Source organism: Streptomyces sp. DSM 42067 (genome assembly GCF_055792885.1).
In genome coordinates this window covers 380,025-395,919 of sequence record NZ_CM147706.1, presented here as the reverse complement: position 1 = coordinate 395,919, position 15,895 = coordinate 380,025, and the positions used below count along the sequence as shown (strand labels likewise).

The 15,895-nt window shown below is 70.4% G+C and carries 15 protein-coding genes; 8 read left to right on the top strand and 7 right to left on the bottom strand.

The features are described from left to right. Position 1: 1 nt before the first annotated feature. The 4 genes from mftD to mftA form a co-directional block, all read right to left on the bottom strand. Complete coding sequence (mftD, locus tag ACSMXV_RS02120) at positions 2 to 1,213, bottom strand: pre-mycofactocin synthase MftD (protein WP_473175982.1); 1,212 nt, start codon at positions 1,211 to 1,213, stop codon at positions 2 to 4. A 76-nt stretch (positions 1,214 to 1,289) separates the two neighbouring features. Then, entirely contained in the window at positions 1,290 to 2,489 is a 1,200-nt protein-coding gene (gene mftC / locus ACSMXV_RS02115; RefSeq protein ID WP_473175981.1) for a mycofactocin radical SAM maturase, read from the bottom strand. A 47-nt stretch (positions 2,490 to 2,536) separates the two neighbouring features. Further along, entirely contained in the window at positions 2,537 to 2,818 is a 282-nt protein-coding gene (mftB, locus tag ACSMXV_RS02110; protein WP_473175980.1) for a mycofactocin biosynthesis chaperone MftB, read from the bottom strand. Between the two features lie 9 nt (positions 2,819 to 2,827). Beyond that, positions 2,828 to 2,956: a mycofactocin precursor MftA gene (mftA, locus tag ACSMXV_RS02105; RefSeq protein ID WP_181658838.1), complete on the bottom strand. Its 129-nt coding sequence runs from the start codon at positions 2,954 to 2,956 to the stop codon at positions 2,828 to 2,830. A gap of 462 nt (positions 2,957 to 3,418) precedes the next feature. Here mftA and mftG point away from each other — a divergent pair, with 462 nt between their 5' ends. Continuing rightward, positions 3,419 to 4,975 (top strand): mycofactocin dehydrogenase MftG, encoded by a 1,557-nt coding sequence (mftG, locus tag ACSMXV_RS02100; RefSeq protein ID WP_473175979.1) that lies wholly within the window; start codon positions 3,419 to 3,421, stop codon positions 4,973 to 4,975. Between the two features lie 27 nt (positions 4,976 to 5,002). Here the strand turns inward: mftG and ACSMXV_RS02095 are convergent, their stop codons facing one another. Next, positions 5,003 to 6,067 carry an enoyl-CoA hydratase/isomerase family protein gene (locus ACSMXV_RS02095; RefSeq protein ID WP_473175978.1) on the bottom strand — a complete coding sequence of 355 codons (1,065 nt, stop codon included), beginning with the start codon at positions 6,065 to 6,067 and terminating at the stop codon, positions 5,003 to 5,005. Positions 6,068 to 6,182: 115 nt separating this feature from the next. Between ACSMXV_RS02095 and ACSMXV_RS02090 the strand changes: the two genes are divergently transcribed. Continuing rightward, entirely contained in the window at positions 6,183 to 7,430 is a 1,248-nt protein-coding gene (locus ACSMXV_RS02090) for a CoA transferase (protein WP_473175977.1), read from the top strand. Then, positions 7,427 to 8,878, top strand: a complete 1,452-nt coding sequence (locus tag ACSMXV_RS02085) for an amidohydrolase family protein (RefSeq protein ID WP_473175976.1) — start codon at positions 7,427 to 7,429, stop codon at positions 8,876 to 8,878. The genes ACSMXV_RS02090 and ACSMXV_RS02085 overlap by 4 nt, the downstream gene beginning before the upstream one ends. Before the next feature lie 51 nt (positions 8,879 to 8,929). On the opposite strand, the gene ACSMXV_RS02080 is transcribed toward ACSMXV_RS02085, so the two are convergent. Then, a complete protein-coding gene (locus tag ACSMXV_RS02080) occupies positions 8,930 to 9,724 on the bottom strand; it encodes a dienelactone hydrolase family protein (protein WP_473175975.1) in 795 nt (264 codons plus the stop codon). Between the two features lie 246 nt (positions 9,725 to 9,970). On the opposite strand from ACSMXV_RS02080, the gene ACSMXV_RS02075 reads away from it, so the two are divergent. The 3 genes from ACSMXV_RS02075 (at position 9,971) to ACSMXV_RS02065 (ending at position 12,805) form a co-directional block, all read left to right on the top strand. After that, a complete protein-coding gene (locus tag ACSMXV_RS02075) occupies positions 9,971 to 11,149 on the top strand; it encodes an amidohydrolase family protein (RefSeq protein WP_473175974.1) in 1,179 nt (392 codons plus the stop codon). A 163-nt stretch (positions 11,150 to 11,312) separates the two neighbouring features. After that, positions 11,313 to 12,620 carry a cytochrome P450 gene (locus ACSMXV_RS02070; protein WP_473175973.1) on the top strand — a complete coding sequence of 436 codons (1,308 nt, stop codon included), beginning with the start codon at positions 11,313 to 11,315 and terminating at the stop codon, positions 12,618 to 12,620. Further along, positions 12,617 to 12,805, top strand: a complete 189-nt coding sequence (locus ACSMXV_RS02065; RefSeq protein WP_181865292.1) for a ferredoxin — start codon at positions 12,617 to 12,619, stop codon at positions 12,803 to 12,805. Before ACSMXV_RS02070 ends, ACSMXV_RS02065 begins: the two co-directional genes overlap by 4 nt. An 18-nt stretch (positions 12,806 to 12,823) precedes the next feature. Here the strand turns inward: ACSMXV_RS02065 and ACSMXV_RS02060 are convergent, their stop codons facing one another. After that, complete coding sequence (locus ACSMXV_RS02060; protein ID WP_473175972.1) at positions 12,824 to 13,504, bottom strand: TetR/AcrR family transcriptional regulator; 681 nt, start codon at positions 13,502 to 13,504, stop codon at positions 12,824 to 12,826. Between the two features lie 224 nt (positions 13,505 to 13,728). On the opposite strand from ACSMXV_RS02060, the gene ACSMXV_RS02055 reads away from it, so the two are divergent. Next, positions 13,729 to 14,733: an acyl-CoA dehydrogenase family protein gene (locus ACSMXV_RS02055; protein ID WP_473175971.1), complete on the top strand. Its 1,005-nt coding sequence runs from the start codon at positions 13,729 to 13,731 to the stop codon at positions 14,731 to 14,733. Beyond that, on the top strand, positions 14,717 to 15,892 hold the full coding sequence (locus ACSMXV_RS02050) for an acyl-CoA dehydrogenase family protein (protein ID WP_473175970.1): 1,176 nt from the start codon (positions 14,717 to 14,719) through the stop codon (positions 15,890 to 15,892). The genes ACSMXV_RS02055 and ACSMXV_RS02050 overlap by 17 nt, the downstream gene beginning before the upstream one ends. The last annotated feature ends 3 nt before the right edge of the window (positions 15,893 to 15,895 follow it).

Here is a 15,895-nt window from a genome sequence, read left to right as displayed (position 1 = left end):
GCTAGCCGACCGGGCCGGCCGTGCGCGAGGCTCCGGCGGTGCGCGCGAAGCTGTCCGGGATGACCAGGTCGTCCGGCGACAGCTCGTGGACCGAGGAGTGCCCCAGGCCCAGTACGGCGGAGTCGAGTCCGCCGCGCAGGATGTCCAGGACGTTCTCCACGCCCGCCTGCCCGTTGGCGGCCAGCCCCCACAGGTAGGCGCGGCCGATCAGGACCGCCCGCGCGCCCAGGGCCAGGGCCTTTGCGACATCGCCTCCACGGCGGATGCCGCCGTCGAGCAGGACCTCGATCTCGTCGCCGACCGCCTCGACGATCGACGGCAGCAGCCGGATGGTGGCGGGCGTGGTGTCCAGGTTGTTGCCGCCGTGGTTGGAGACCGAGATGCCGGACACACCGGCGTCGACGGCCCGCTTGGCGTCGTCCACCCGGCTCACGCCCTTGAGCAGGAACGGACCGCCCCACTCCTCACGTATCCACTTGACGTCCTCCCAGGTGGGCGGCGCGGTCTGTATCCACTCGCCGTAGGCGCCGAAGAACGTGGGGGCCTCGCCGCCGGGCGGCTGAAGGTTGGGGGTGGTCAGGTCGGGGATGCGCCGGGACCTGGCGAACGTCCACAGCCAGCGCGGATGAGGCAGGACATCGGGCGCGAACCTGACCATCGTCCGGAAGTCGATCTTCTCCGGGATGGGCGGGCTTCCCCAGTCGCGGCCGTTGGAGAAGGACCAGTCCAGCGTGGCGATCAGCGCCTTGGCCCCCGCGGCCCGCGCACGCTCCATGCGCTGCACCATGGAGTCCCGGGTGCCCATCCAGTACATCTGGTAGAAGGTGTTCGGATTCGCCTCGGTGACCTCTTCCAGGGGCTTGCTGGCGAAGGAACTCAGGCCCATGATCACGCCTCGGTTCGCCGCCGCACGGGCCACCGCGACCTCGCCGTCGGGGTGGACGGCCTGAACGCCCGTAGGCGAGATCACGACCGGCATCGCGGACGGCACGCCCAGCACGGTCGTGGAGAGGTCCCGCTCCGCGTGATGGCCCACCACGCGCGGAGCGAAGCCGAGTTCGGCGAAGGCGCCGGTGTTGTCGTCGATCGTGCGGCCGCGTTCCGAGCCAGCCACGAGTGCACCGTAGACGGTGCTCGGCAGGTACTTCTTGGCGCGGCGCTGAGCCTCCGCGACGGTCTCGAACCAGGGATTCGACCAGGGACTGCGGCCCATGTGCGGCTCTCTCTGTGAGGGTTTGCACTGCGACGTTCTTGCGAGTCGTCCGTAAGCCCGTGAAGCGGGCGCCACGTCAAGTCAGGCGCATCCCGGCCAGCGGGTCCTCGGCACAGTCGCTGACCGGCGGCCTGTCCATGTCCGGTCGGCGTGTGAGGACCACGTCCACGGGTCCCGACCGCCGCGCGGGAGTCGTGCGGTGGGAATGGTCGCCGGAAGGCTTCGGGATGTGGCCCTGGCCCTTCGGGCGGTCGGCCAGCAACTGCTCGCCGTATCCCTGTACGCATTCGGGGTCGGGGCCGTCCAGCGGCAGCCCGGTGAAGAACTTGGCAGCCATGCAGCCGCCCTTGCAGGTGTCGTAGAACGTGCAGGACGCGCACGCGCCACCGGACTGCGGCTCGCGCAGACTCCGGAACAGCTCCGACTCCCGCCACACGTGGGCGAAGCCGCCCGGCCGGCGGACGTTCCCGGCCAGGAACTCGTCATGGATCGCGAAGGGGCACGCGTACACGTCCCCGACCGGGTCGATCAGGCACACCACACGGCCGGCCCCGCACAGATTCAGGCCCGGCAGCGCCTGTCCGTACGCGGACAGATGGAAGAAGGAGTCGCCGGTGAGCACCTGCTCGCCGTGGGCCACCAGCCAGTCGTACAGCTCCCGCTGCTGCTCCGGCAGCGGGTGCAGTTCGTCCCACACATCCGCGCCACGGCCGGACGGACGCAGCCGGGTCAGCCGCAACTGCGCGCCGTAGCGGTCGGCGATGGCCTTGAAGTCGTCCATCTGCGGGATGTTGTGACGGGTGCACACGACGGAGAGCTTGAAGTTCTTCATCCCCGCGTCGGCCAGGTTCCGCATCGCGCGCAGCGCCGTGTCGTACGAACCCGGGCCGCGTACCGCGTCGTTGACCTCGGCGGTCGCCCCGTCGAGCGAGATCTGTACATCGACGTAGTCGTTGCGGGCCAACCGCTGAGCGACCTCGGGGGTGATCCGCACACCGTTCGTGGAGAACTTGACGCCCACGTGGTGCGCCGTGGCGTAGTCGATCAGCTCCCAGAAGTCGGGGCGGACCGTGGGCTCGCCGCCGCCGATGTTGACGTAGAAGACCTGCATGGCCTCCAGCTCGTCGATGACGGCCTTGGCCTCCGCCGTGGTCAGCTCGCGCGGGTCGCGCCGGCCGGAGCTGGAGAGGCAGTGCGTGCAGGACAGATTGCAGGCGTAGGTGAGTTCCCACGTGAGGCAGATCGGGGCGTCGAGGCCGTACTCGAAGAGGTCCACCAGGCGCGAGGCGCCCGGTGTAGGCCTCGATATTTCCGGAGTTGTGGTCATGAGCTCGGGGTCCTTTCGACGACCATCGCCGACTGCGCGAGTACGGCAAGGGCGTGCTCGTACCTGGGCAGGTTCCCGTCGTCGACGCCGGCGGCCGAGCAGGCCGCCCGCGCGGTGGGCGCCGTCGCGAGCGCCTGGACGACCGCGAGCAGCCTGCGGTCCTTGAGGAAGGACAGTTTGCGGGTACCGAAGTGGTACAGCAGGGCACCGAAGGGTTCCGGCCGTACCGAGACCTGCGGGTGCAGGTCCCAGGCACGGTCCAGGTTCAGCGTGGCCATGTGCGCGGCCTAGTAGACGCCGCACATGCCGTCGATCGAGACCTCCTCGATCAGATCCTCGGCCTCGATGAGCCCATCGGGTGACGTGATCTCGTCGGCGTGGTTCTGCTCGGCCTGGGTGGAGCTCGTCTCGTTCATGCGGTCTCCCTCATGAGTGCGGGCCTACACGGGTGTGTGCCGGCTGGGGTGCACGCGAACAGGAGCGCGGGTGGGCACGGCTGGTGCGCACACCCCCAGGGTGCGTGGAACGAAGTGCAGGCAGGACAGCGCTACGCACTCGGGAACGCGAGCATCGCTGACCGTGCCGTGCAGACACCGGGAGAGTATTTGGCATGGGGTGCCAAAAGGAAGGCGTCGGTCGGCGCCAATTTCTCTCGAGCCGATCGGAGCCTCGTGCGCGGAAGGCTCTCAACCCGCTTTGAACTGCGCAAAGTTCACTGCACATCAGCACCTTGGAAACCGCTGAAATGGTCGCGCGACGAGCATGGGCTTGCGTCCGGCACGAGCATGGGGCTTGCGTTCCGCAGCCTGAGCCGACTTGGATGCCCTGATCATGGGACAGATCCCACGCTCCTTCCACCGCCGTACGGTGCGTGTCCGGTGAGCCGCCGGCCTGATGTCGTCGTGGTCGGCGCCGGAGCAGCCGGTGCGGTGCTCGCGGCACGGCTGACCGAGGATCCCGACCGGAGCGTGCTGCTGCTGGACGCCGGGCCGATGCCGTACGGCACGGCCGGATTCGGCCCTGCGCTGCTGGACGCGCGACTGGTTCCGGGCGCGCAGCCGAACCATCCCGCCACGACCGCGTACCACGTGCGTCTCACACCGGAGCGGCCTTGGACGGTCCCGCGCGGGCGCATCCTCGGCGGTTCGACCACCGTCAACGGCGGATACTTCGTACGTGCGCGGCGCGAGGACTTCGACCGCTGGGCCGCCGCGGGCAATCCCGCCTGGGCCTACGACCAGGTCCTGCCGTTCCTGCGCGGGCTGGAGAACGACCTCGACTTCGGCCCGAGCGAACTTCATGGCGGCCAGGGCCCGATGCGGATCCGGCGGAGCCGCCTGGAGCACCCGGCCGCTGCGGCCTTCCGCGACGCGACCCGCGTTCTCGGCTTCCCATCCGATCACGACAAGAACGATCAGGCGGCGCCGGGCTTCGGGCCCGTACCCTCCAACTCCGTTGATGGAGTGCGCCGCAACACCGGCCTCAGCTATCTCCCCGAGGTGCTCGACCGGCCCAACCTCACCGTCCTCGGCGGCTGCCAGGCTCGCCGGGTCGTCATCGAGCACGGCCGCGCCACCGGCGTCGTCGTCCGAAGGGACGGCGAAGTCGCCGCCGTTCACGCCGGCGCCGTCGTGCTCAGCGCCGGGGCCTTCAGTACCCCCCACTTGCTCCAACTCTCCGGAATCGGACCGCGCGGCGACCTTGAACGGCTCGGCATTCCCGTCGTCCGGGACGTCCCGGCCGTCGGCACTCGCTTCAGCGACCACCCACAAGTCGTCCTGGACTGGGCCCCACGGGGGGACCTGGGCGAGCCGGCCGACTCCTGGCTCGGCGGCTGTCTGCACCTTCCCTACCCGGGCAGTACGCCCCAGAGCCCCGGCGATCTGGAAATACTCCAGTCCCTGGTCCCCATGGCCGGGCTCGTGGGCGGCGTCGTGCGTGTCCCGGGTGCCCCCCTGTCGTTCCTCGTATCTGCCCAAGCACCCAGGCCCACCGGCCGACTGCGCGTCGAATCCGCGGACCCCGCCACACCACTGACCATCGACTACGGCTACCTGAGCACGCCCGACGACTACCGCGTCCTACGCGAAGCCGTGCGCGTCACCGCAGCCCTTCTCGACACGCCGCCCTTCGCCGACATCGCCGACGGGCTGCTCGATCCGGGCCCCGACGTCCTCGACGACGATCGCGCCCTCGACCGCTGGATCGGCGACCACCTCGGCACTGCCCAGCACACCTGCGGCACCGTCCCGATGGGACCCGCCGATGATCCGGAGCATGCTGCCGTCGACCAGTTCGGGCGCGTCCACGGCGTACGTGGGCTGCGCGTCGCGGACACCTCGATCCTCCCGGACACGCCTCACCGCGGACCTGCGGCGACCGCTGTCCTCATCGGCGAGATCATCGCCAACGCGATCAGGCTCGACCTGACCTGACCTGACCTGACCTGACCTGACTGGTCGTCATGTGCGGACTTCGTCGACGAGTCCCCAGGAGAGAGCGGTCGTAGCGTCCAGACCGGTGCCGCTGATCGCGAGGTAGAGGGTGCGCCAGCGACCGATGCGGCGGGGAATGCTGACGGTACCGCCGGCGCCGGGGATCAGGCCCATGCCGACTTCGGGCAGCCTGAAGGTGGTGCCCGGGGCGGCGAGGACGGTCCCGGCGAAGGCGGGCAGCTCGATGCCGGAACCCACACAGGTTCCGTGTACCCGCACCTGCATCCGGTCGCGCAGTTCATGGATGAGCCGACCCGCACCGGCGCGGGTCCGCACGAGATGGGCGGTGGCCGCGTCGGGGGTGGTGCCGAACTCGTCGAGGTCTCCGCCCGAGCAGAACGCCGGTCCGGCGCCGGTGAGCACCACGCGCGAGATGGTGTCGTCGAGGGCGGCGAGGTGCAGGGCCTCGACCAGCGCGTCCCTCATCTGCCGGTCGTACGCGTTGCGCCGCGCCGGGCGGTTGAGGGTCACTTCCAGAAGGTCCCCGTGCCGGGCGACCAGCACGGGGTCCGGCACCGGCGGGGGGAGCGGGCGCGGTCCGCGTGCGGTGAGCCAACGCTGGAACTCCGCTCCGCCGAGCAGTGTGGAGTACGCCAGCGACTCCGCATCCAGGGCGTCGCGTACCGGGAGCGTCTCGGTCATGCGCAGAAGCCCGGCCAGTACGAGTACGGCCTGGGGGTTCGCAGCCGCCGCAGTTGCGAGCCCGGCCAGTGCGGCGGCCGGATCGGGCACCGGGATGTACGGGCGGCCGCTGGACTCCGCCCGCTGATCGACCAGGGTCATGTCGAGTGCCGCCGCCAGTGTGGTGACCTCGGTCGGCACCATCGCCCCCCGGGCACCGGTGATGCCGACGAGCAATCGGTCGCAGGCCTGGGCGTGGCGGATCGCAGCACCAAGTACGGCGGGCGCAGCGGGCTCGTCGAGGTCGACGGCCAGGACGGGATCGACCGGCCGCGCTGCCGTATCGAGCAGTGGGGTGTGCGCCGCGCCGTCTGCCAGTTGCGTCGGGCTGATCACGGGCACGGACGACATGGAAGGCCACGCTCCTTGGTGAAAGGCCACGCTCCTTGAAGGTCCCGGCGGGCGATCGTGAGTGTATCGTCGGCCTCGTGCTCACTGTCATGTCGGGTTCAGACTGGTCAGCGGCATGACCGTCGCCACGGACCCGATGACTGACTGGGCGTCCAGTGGGGTCGTCGCGCTCACCGGACGCCCCGACGGCCCCCCGCTCGTACCGCCCGGGCGCGCGGCGTCCCAGGCCCGCGAACTCTCCGCCCGGATCGCCGCGCTGACCGCCGGCACCGCCGCGCCGGTCCGGCTGGACGGCGCCGAACTGCTCGCAGAACGAGCCGCGTTCACGGGCCACTCCCGGCGGGGCCGGACCTCGGCAGGCGGCGCCTGCCGACTGCTGCAGACCGCTGACGGCTGGGCGGCGGTGTCGTGTGCCCGCCCCGATGACCCTGCGCTGCTCGGCGCCCTCATCGGCACCGAGCTCACCGGTGACCCCTGGCCCGCTGTCGCAGCTTGGCTGAGGGCGCACAGCGGCGCCGAACTGGCAGAGCGGGCCACGCTCCTCGGCCTCGCCGCCGGTCCGGTCAGCACAGGTGTTCCCACCCGCCTCCGGCCGCCACAGATGCCGATGGAGCCCCGGCCCGTAGACGGCCTGCTCGTCGTCGATTTCAGCGCGCTGTGGGCCGGTCCGCTCTGCGCCCACCTGCTCGGTCTCGCCGGAGCCCCCGTGGTCAAGGTCGAAACACCGACCCGCCCGGACGGCGCCCGCCGAGGCCACCCCGGCTTCTACCGCTTGTTGCACGCCGGGCACGAGTCCGTCGTCCTCGACCCCGGCACCGCGTCCGGCCGTCGTGCGCTGGCCGCGCTCGTCGCCGCCGCCGACATCGTGATCGAGGCCTCCCGCCCCCGCGCACTGGCCCGCTTCGGCCTCGACGCGCACGCCGCGGTGGCCGCCGGCACCACCTGGATCTCCATCACCGCCGCGGGGCGCGGCAGCGACCAGGTCGGTTTCGGCGACGACGTGGCAGCCGCTGCCGGCCTGGTCGCCCGCGAACCCGACGGCACCCCGCTGTTCTGCGGCGACGCGATAGCCGACCCACTGACCGGCCTGACCGCCGCCGCCCTGGCGTTGACCGCCCCTGCCGACGGCTCCGGCGTCCTGCACGATGTCGCGATGACCGACGTCGTCGCCGCCACGCTGGACGACGAACCACCCGGGCCCGCCACCGCGGCCCGCCCCACGGGCACGGGGTGGACGGTCGGGACCGCCGACGGATGCGTCCCCGTCACGGAACCCCGTCGGCGCGAACCCGCCGGGGACGCACCCCGCATGGGTGAGCACACCACCGAGGTGCTGCGCGGTCTCGGAATCCCGGCACCATGACCCGCGTACTCAGGACGGACAGCCCGGTGAACATCGGCAGCCTGCTGCTGCGCAACGCCGAGCTCGACGACGGCCGCCGCGCCGACGTCCGTATCACCTCCGGACGCATCGCGGACATCGCCCCGGCCCTGCCCCGCCGCCCAGGGGAGGAGACGCTCGACTGTCGTGGTGGCGCGCTGTTGCCCGGCCTTGTCGACCACCATCTGCACCTGCACGCCCTCGCCGCCCACCAGCGCTCAACCCCCTGCGGACCACCAGCGGTTCTTGACACGGCCGCCCTCGGCGAGGCGCTCGCCAAGGCGGCGCCCGACGAGCACGGCTGGATCCGCGGCACCGGCTACCACGAGACCGTCGCCGGCGACCTTGACGCGGCCGCCCTGGACCGGCTCCACCCTCACCGCCCCATGCGTATCCAGCACCGCAGCGGCGCCCTCTGGATCCTCAACACCGCAGCCGCGACCGCCCTCTCCCTCGCCCACGGCGACCACCCCGGCATCGAACGGCACGCGAACGGCACGCCGAACGGCCGGTTGTGGCGCGCCGACGACTGGCTGCGTACCCGGCTCCCGCGCACCCGCCCACCCGGTCTCGCGGACATCGGCCACCAGCTCGCCCGGTTCGGCATCACCGCCGTCACCGACGCCACACCCGACGTGGCTCCGGGCGCCCTCGCTGCCATCACCGCCGACATGGAGAGTGGGGCGCTTCCCCAGCGAGTTCACCTTCTCGGTGCCCCGCTCGGAGCGTCCTCTGACAGCACCTCACCCGGCCCCCGCCGCCCCTCGATCGGCCCCTACAAAATCGTCCTGGCCGACTCGGGCCTGCCCGCGCTCGACGACCTCATCGAACGCATCCGCGCGGCGCATACCCACGGCCGAGCCGTGGCCGTGCACGCCGTGACCCGCGAGGCGCTCGTGCTTCTGCTGGTGGCCTTGCGGGAGGCAGGTTCCCGGCCCGGTGACCGAATCGAACACGCAGCCGTCGTCCCCCGCGAGTTGATCGGCGACATCGCCGCGCTCGGGCTGCGCGTCGTGACCCAGCCCGGCTTCGTCGCCGACCGCGGCGACGACTACGCACGCGACGTCCCCGCCAACGATCACGCGGACCTCTACCGCTGCCGATCCCTCACCGACGCCGGCATTCCGCTGGCCCTGTCCTCCGACGCTCCGTACGGGCCGTTGGACCCCTGGGCCGTCATCGCAGCCGCAGTGCAGCGCAAAACCCCGCTCGGCGCCATACTCGCCCCCGAGGAGACACTCACCCCGGCCGCGGCCCTCAATGCCTACCTCTGCCCGCCCGAGGACCCCGGCGGACCACCCCGGCGCGTCCGGCGCGGCGAGCCCGCCGACCTGGTCCTGCTGCACACCGGGCGCGCCATGGCACTGGCCGAGCCCACGTCCGACCTGGTCCGGATCACTCTCATGGGAACCGCGGAACCTCACGAGTGAAATGGGAACCCACCTGGGATCCCAAGTCCCTTGCCGACGCAGGCGGCCAGATCAGAGGGCTCGGCCCAGGAGGTCCAGAAGGGCTGCCCAGTGGCGTTCCGCCGCTTCGGGGTTGTAGGCGGCGGTGTCGGACTGCGTATAGCCGTGGTGCGCGCCGGAGTAGACCTCGGTGCGGTGGCGGACGCCGGCCGCGGTGAGGGCTTTGTCGAGGCGGTCGATCTGCTCGGCGGGCAGGGAGCGGTCCTGGTCGGCGTGGCCGAAGTACAGCTCGGCGGTGATGCGGTCGGCGACAAGGTGCGGGCTGTCGGGGGCCTCGGTGGCCAGGTTCCCGCCGTGGAAGCCGGCCGCGGCGGCCACGCGCTCGGGGTAGGTGCCGGCGGTACGCAGCGCCAGGCCGGCGCCCATGCAGTAGCCGGTGATGCCGACAGGCCCGTCGGCGGCCTGGGGGCAGGCGGCCAGCCAGTTCAGATAGGCCTCCGCGTCGCGCATGGCCAGGTCCGGGGTGAGCGACCGCATGATCGGAAGGAGCTGCTCGAAGATGCCAGGCGACTGGGAGGGGCCGATGAAGTCGGGCAGCTCCACCACCGGGGCGCGCCCGTGGCGGTAGAAGACGTGGGGAACCAGCACGGTGTAGCCGGCCTCGGCGAGGCGGTCGGCCATCTTCCTCAGATGAGGGCGCGGCCCGAAGGCGTCCATGTAGAACAGCACCGCGGGATGAGGCCGGCCGTCGTCGATGGGGGTCCCCCCTGCTCGAGCGGAGCCGAGAGCTTGGGGGAAGGTCAGGTAGGCGTCGGCGGCGCCGTCCGGGGTGGGGACGTCCACGGATGTTCCACGCACGGCAGTCATGGTGCTCCTCTTCCCTCTGCTCTCGCTTGGTCCCTCTGCTCTCACGTGCTGCACAAGTACTCAAGCCTATCGGTGACCTGCGCTCGGCCTTCAGCAGGGCCGGTTGAGGGACCCGGCCGGCAGTGATCGGCTCGCGGACTTCGCGCGCACGGCGAGCGGCGGGATCCAGAAGTGCCCCTGCGCCGAGACGTTGCGGTAGAGCACATATGGAGAATAGGCTTCTCGTATCGAGCAAAGGAGGATCTCATGCCCTCGCGCGTGCTGCCGTATCCGCTGTTCGACGCGGACAACCACCTGTACGAGACCGAGGAGTCGCTGACCAAGTTCCTGCCCAAGCAGTACCGAGACGCGATCCAGTACGTGCAGGTGAACGGCCGTACCAAGATCGCGGTCCGCGGTCAGATCAGCGATTACATCCCCAACCCCACCTTCGAGGTGGTCGCCCGCCCCGGCGCGATGGAGGAGTACTTCCGGAACGGCAACCCCGAGGGCAAGAGCCGCAGGGAGATCTTCGGCGAGCCGATGCGGTCCATTCCCGCCTTCCGTGAACCGGCCCCGCGGCTGGAGCTGATGGACGAGCTGGGCATCAACAGGACCCTGATGTTCCCCACGCTGGCCAGCCTCGTCGAAGAGCGCATGCGCGACGATCCCGAGCTGATCCACGTGGTCGTCCACGCGCTCAACCAGTGGCTGCACGAGACCTGGTCGTTCAATTACAAGGAGCGCATCTTCACCGTCCCGGTGGTCAGCCTCCCCATCGTCGAGAAGGCGATCGAGGAACTCGACTGGTGCGTCGAGCGCGGTGCCCGGGCGATCCTGGTCCGGCCGGCTCCCGTTCCCGGGCTTCGTGGCCCGCGGTCCTTCGCGTTGCCCGAGTTCGATCCGTTCTGGAAGCGTGTCGTCGAGCACGACATCCTGGTCACCATGCACTCGTCGGACAGCGGCTATTCCCGGTACACCAGCGAGTGGGAGGGCGCCGACCAGGAGATGCTGCCGTTCAAGACCAACACCTTCCGGATGGTCGGTGAGTGGCGGCCGGTCCAGGACGCGGTGGCGTCGTGGGTGTGCCACGGTGCGCTGTTCCGCTTCCCCGAGCTGAAGATCGCGGTCATCGAGAACGGCTCCAGCTGGGTGGCGCCGTTGCTGGAGACCCTGGCGGACGTCTACAAGAAGGCTCCGGAGGGCTTCGGCGGTGACCCGGTGGAGGCCGTCAAGCGCAACATCCACGTCAGCCCGTTCTGGGAGGAGGACCTGGGCGAGCTGGCCGACCTCATCGGCGTCGACAAGGTGCTGTTCGGTTCGGACTACCCGCACCCCGAGGGCCTGGCGGAGCCGACGAGTTACCTCGAAGCGATCAAGCACATGAGCGAGGAGCACCAGGCCAAGATCATGGGCGGCAACCTGGCCAGGCTGCTGTCCGTATGACGGGGGAAACCATCCCCGGGACGGTCTTGAGTGCGCGCGACCGCTTCGGCGGCGCCGAAGCGGTCGTCGACGGGGCCCCTGCCGCTCGTCGACGGCGGCGAGGCCGAACCGCACCGTGTCACCGAGCCGCAGCCGTGACCATGCCGAAGGGAACGTACGAACAGTGAAGGACTACGAGTCGGCCGACTTCTTCCGGGACGAGGGTCTCATCGAGGACCCCTACCCGTACTTCGACGCGCTGCGTGCGCAGTGCCCCGTACGCCGGGAGAACCACCACGACGTGGTGATGGTGACGGGATACGAGGAGGCCGTGCAGATCTACAACGACACCGACACCTTCTCCGCGTGCAACTCGGTGACCGGCCCGTTCCCCGGCTTCCCCGTCCCGCTCGAGGGCGACGACGTCAGCGAGCTGATTGAGCAGCACCGCGACGAACTCCCGATGAGCGACCAGCTGCCCACGCTCGACCCGCCGGTCCACACGGACCACCGTGCGCTGCTGATGCGCCTGATCACTCCGAAGCGGCTCAAGGAGAACGAGGCGGCCATGTGGCACCTCGCCGACGGTCTCCTCGACGACTTCCTCACCGGCGGGGAAGGCGAGTTCATTCACGGATTCGCGGGACCCTTCACCATGCTCGTCATCGCCGACCTCCTCGGCGTACCGGAAGAGGACCGGGCAGAGGTCGCCGCGGAGCTGCAACACGGACCGCCCACCGGCGCGGCCATGGGCAGCACCAGCGAGGGCACGATGGCGCACTCGCCCCTGGAGCACCTCTACGACCGGGTCGCGCGCTACATCGAGGACCGCCGCCGGGCGCCGCGCGAGGACGTGCTCTCGGGCCTCGCCGCCGCGACGTTCCCCGATGGCCGGCTGCCCGACGTCGCCGACGTCGTACGTGTCGCCGCCAACCTCTTCGCTGCGGGCCAGGAGACGACCGTCCGCCTCCTCGGTACGGCACTCAAGCTGATCGCAGAACGCCCAGAACTTCAGCGGCAGTTGCGTGCCGAGCGGGAGCGCATCCCCGCCTTCGTGGAGGAGGTGCTGCGCATCGAGAGCCCGGTCAAGGGGGACTTCCGGTTGTCCAAGGTCCCGACGACGGTGGGCGGGGTCGACATCCCGGCCGGTACGACGGTGATGGTGCTCAACGGGGCCGCCAACCGGGACCCGCGCCAGTTCGCAGGCCCCGCGGACTTCGACATCGGGCGTTCGAACGTCCGCCGCCACCTCGCCTTCGGTCGCGGCGTGCACACCTGCCCGGGAGCGCCGCTGGCCCGTGCGGAGGCCCGGGTGGCCATCGAGCGGCTCCTCGACCGCACCACCGACATCCGCCTCGCGGAGGAGAAGCACGGCCCCGAGGGCGCCCGCCGCTACCGCTACGTCCCGACGTTCATGCTGCGCGGACTGACGCGTCTCTTCCTGGAGTTCACGCTCGCCGACGCCCCTGCTGCCGAGGAAGTCGCCCGATGAAGGTCACCGTCGACGACGAACGATGCCGCGGTCACGGGGTGTGCTGCGTGGCCTGTCCCGAGGTGTTCGTCCTGACCGACGACGGCTACACCGTGGTGGAGACACCCGAGGTGCCCGTCGAGTTCGAGGAGGCGGTGCGCAGCGCCGCCGCGTCCTGTCCCGAACGCGCCATCACCACGAGCTGAGGGCCGGAACAAGGTCTCCTACTGGGTGTGGGTGAATCCCCTGGAGCAGAAGTCCCAGATCTCGTCGGCCGTGATCGGGTGAGCGCTCTCGTCGTCGGGAGCGCCGCTGGACTGGGCGTTGAACATGACGGTCTGCATGGTCATGGCGGCCAGGCGGCGGGGCTTGGGGCCGGGGCGCAGCCGGCCGGCGGTCTCGGCCTCCGTCATCAGCTCGGTGAACAGGGTGAGCAGCGGCGCGTGGGCGAACTTCACCTCGGCGGGGTGGGAGACCAGCAACCTCGGGGCGAAATCGGTGAACAGCGGGCGCTGCGCGGTCGGGTCGGGGCGTGAAAGCTCGAACAGCAGCTGGACGGCGACCTTGAGGCGGTCCAGCGGATCGGACTGGCCGGACGCGGCGGCGCGGATCTGGTCGGCCGTCCGGTTCATGGCGTCTTCGAAGAGGGCGAGCAGAAGTTCGTGCTTGCCGTCGAAGTGCTGGTAGAAGCTGCGCAGCGACTGGCGGGACCGCTCGATGACCTCCTGCACGGTGAAGTCGGTGGTGCCCTTCTCCGCCATGATCGCCTGCGCGGCGCCGAGGAACCGCTCCACCCTCTGCTCTGCTCGGCGTTTCGCAGCCTGGGTGGAACGCTCGATCGCACGCTGCTTCCAGGCCGGCTCTTCGCTCGGTGTGCTCACGGGCTGACTCGTCTTCTGCGCCATGAGGAGAACATTACTGCAGTGTTGGGGGAGGGATTTTTCTCCTCGATCGGGCACCTGCAGAGCGCGTGGAGACTATTACTTTCACTGAAAGAGAATGTTATTCTCCCATGTTGTATGCACCGGAACTCTGGCAAGGAGGCCGTTCGTGGCGCGGGACTTCCAGACCTACCGCGAGTTCGGGCATTTGACGCCATCGGCCGGCGGCTTCGTCACCGGAGGCCGGGATGCTCTTTGAATTCGACCCCGACCAGCGGCTGTGGCAGGACACCGTCCGGGACGCGGTCGCCAAGGAGTGCCCGCCCGCCCTGGTCCGGTCCGTGGTGGATGGCGGGGCGGACCCCGCACCCCTCTGGCGCACCTACAACGACCTCGGCTGGACAGAGCTCACGGATCCGACCGAGGCGGTCGAACTCGGAATCGTCCTGGAGGAGTTGGGGAGGGCCGTCGATCCGACGCCCTATCTGGCGACGATGACGCAGTTCGCACCCCTTGCCCGGGCGGGCACCTGGGCCGGGCAGTCCGGGTCCGGGGCCGCCGTATTCGGAGGGGTGAACGCCCGCCAGGACCAGGAGGGCTGGGTGCTCGAAGGCACTGCCCGGCATGTGCTGGACGGCGACCGGGCCGACTCGCTGGCCGTCGTCACCGGGGAAGGCGTCTTCGTGGTGCCCGCCGAGCAGGCGACGGCCGTGCGCACCTCCGTTTTCGACCCGCTCCTGCACGTCGCCGATGTCACCTTCGCCGGGGTACGGGTCACCGACGACGCCCGCGGCACGGCCGACCCGGAGCGCGCCCGCCACATCGCCCTGGCCGGCCTGGCCCTGACGATGGTCGGCGCCTGCCGCCGGATCCTCGACCTGACCATCGAGCATGTACGCACCCGCCGCCAGTTCGACGCCCTCATCGGCTCCTTCCAGGCCGTCCAGCACAAGGCGGTCGACATGCACGTGGCGATAGAGCGGGCCCGTGCCCTCGCCTACTTCGCGATGATGACGATCGCCGCCGACGACCCGCGCCGCCGGCTGGCCGCATCCATGGCGAAGGCCGCGGCGGGGGAGTGCCAGGCCCTGGTGTTCCGCCACGGCGTGCAGCTGTTCGGAGCGATGGGGACCACCTGGGAGAACGACCTGCAGTTCGCGCTCAAGCGGGCCAAGGCAGGCGAGCTGCTGCTCGGCGGTGCGGCCGAGCACCGGGCACTGATCGCAGAGGAGTGCCATGCGACTGACCTTTGACGACGACGTCGAGGCCTTCCGCGCCGAGTTCGCGGCGTTCCTGGAGGCCAACCTCCCCGCCGAGGCCGAGGCCGCCGAGCGGTCCCGCTCCACGGGACACCTCCCCGAGTGGGCGAGGAGCTGGCAGCGGCTCCAGTTCGACACGGGCTGGCTGCTCCCCGGCAATCCCCCGGAGTTCGGCGGGCGCAACGCCACCGTCGTCCAGCAGTTCGTGCATCTGCAGGAGCTGTCCCGGCGCCGTATCTTCCACAGCTTCAACCCCCAGGGCGTCGGGATCATCGCCGCCTCGTTGCTCTCCTTCGGCACCGAGGAGCAGAAGCACCGCTGGGCCGTGCCCATCCTGCGTGCGGAGATCACCGCAGCCCTCGGTATGAGCGAGCCCGGTGCTGGTTCCGACCTGGCGTCCCTGCGTACGCGTGCCGTGCTGGACGGCGACCACTTCATCGTCAACGGGCAGAAGGTGTGGACCTCCGGCGCGCATGGCGCCGACGTCCTGCTCACCTTCGTGCGCACGGACCCGGACGCCCCCAAGCACAAGGGAATCAGCGTGCTGCTGATCCCCACATCCACGCCCGGGGTGACCCGCCGCCCGTTCGCCGCGTTCACCGGTCCCGAGGACAAGGACTTCAACGAGGTCTTCTTCGAGGACGTCCGCGTGCCTGCCGAGAACCTTGTCGGTCCACTCAACCAGGGCTGGCGGGTGGCCAACGGCTCGCTCGGTCACGAACGCACCCTGATGTGGCTGGGCGACGCCGAGCGCATGGGGGATCTCCTACGGGACTTCCACCCCTCCACGCCCCTCGACAAGGACTGGTACGCCACCCTCGTCATGGACCGGCAGGCGCTGAACCTGCTCGGCTCGGCGGCCCTGGCCCGCGCCGCCCGCGGCGACACGGACGTCCCGGCCTTGTCCGTGCTGAAGGTGCTCGGCTCGGAGGCCTCGCAGAAGGCCCTGGAGCGGGCGCTGGAGGCGGCCGGGCCCGACGGGCTGACTCACCCGACGACCACCGCGCCGTACTACCACATGAGCTACGACGACGCCTTCGCCAGCTGGTTCCACCGCTACGCCCGCAGCTTCGGCGGCACGATCGCCGGCGGCACGTCCGAGATCCAGCGCACCATCATCGCCGAGCGCGTGCTCGGCCTGCCCCGACGCTGAGGA

What these genes read in the sequence shown, in the direction of transcription:
- ACSMXV_RS02065 (WP_181865292.1), top strand. Translation starts at nt 12,617, where the DNA reads ATGAAGGTCACCGTCGACGACGAACGATGCCGCGGTCACGGGGTGTGC.
- mftD (WP_473175982.1), bottom strand. Translation starts at nt 1,213, where the DNA reads ATGGGCCGCAGTCCCTGGTCGAATCCCTGGTTCGAGACCGTCGCGGAG.
- ACSMXV_RS02060 (WP_473175972.1), bottom strand. Translation starts at nt 13,504, where the DNA reads ATGGCGCAGAAGACGAGTCAGCCCGTGAGCACACCGAGCGAAGAGCCG.
- mftB (WP_473175980.1), bottom strand. Translation starts at nt 2,818, where the DNA reads ATGGCCACGCTGAACCTGGACCGTGCCTGGGACCTGCACCCGCAGGTC.
- mftA (WP_181658838.1), bottom strand. Translation starts at nt 2,956, where the DNA reads ATGAACGAGACGAGCTCCACCCAGGCCGAGCAGAACCACGCCGACGAG.
- ACSMXV_RS02080 (WP_473175975.1), bottom strand. Translation starts at nt 9,724, where the DNA reads ATGACTGCCGTGCGTGGAACATCCGTGGACGTCCCCACCCCGGACGGC.
- ACSMXV_RS02090 (WP_473175977.1), top strand. Translation starts at nt 6,183, where the DNA reads ATGACCGTCGCCACGGACCCGATGACTGACTGGGCGTCCAGTGGGGTC.
- ACSMXV_RS02085 (WP_473175976.1), top strand. Translation starts at nt 7,427, where the DNA reads ATGACCCGCGTACTCAGGACGGACAGCCCGGTGAACATCGGCAGCCTG.
- ACSMXV_RS02055 (WP_473175971.1), top strand. Translation starts at nt 13,729, where the DNA reads ATGCTCTTTGAATTCGACCCCGACCAGCGGCTGTGGCAGGACACCGTC.
- ACSMXV_RS02095 (WP_473175978.1), bottom strand. Translation starts at nt 6,067, where the DNA reads ATGTCGTCCGTGCCCGTGATCAGCCCGACGCAACTGGCAGACGGCGCG.
- ACSMXV_RS02050 (WP_473175970.1), top strand. Translation starts at nt 14,717, where the DNA reads ATGCGACTGACCTTTGACGACGACGTCGAGGCCTTCCGCGCCGAGTTC.
- ACSMXV_RS02075 (WP_473175974.1), top strand. Translation starts at nt 9,971, where the DNA reads ATGCCCTCGCGCGTGCTGCCGTATCCGCTGTTCGACGCGGACAACCAC.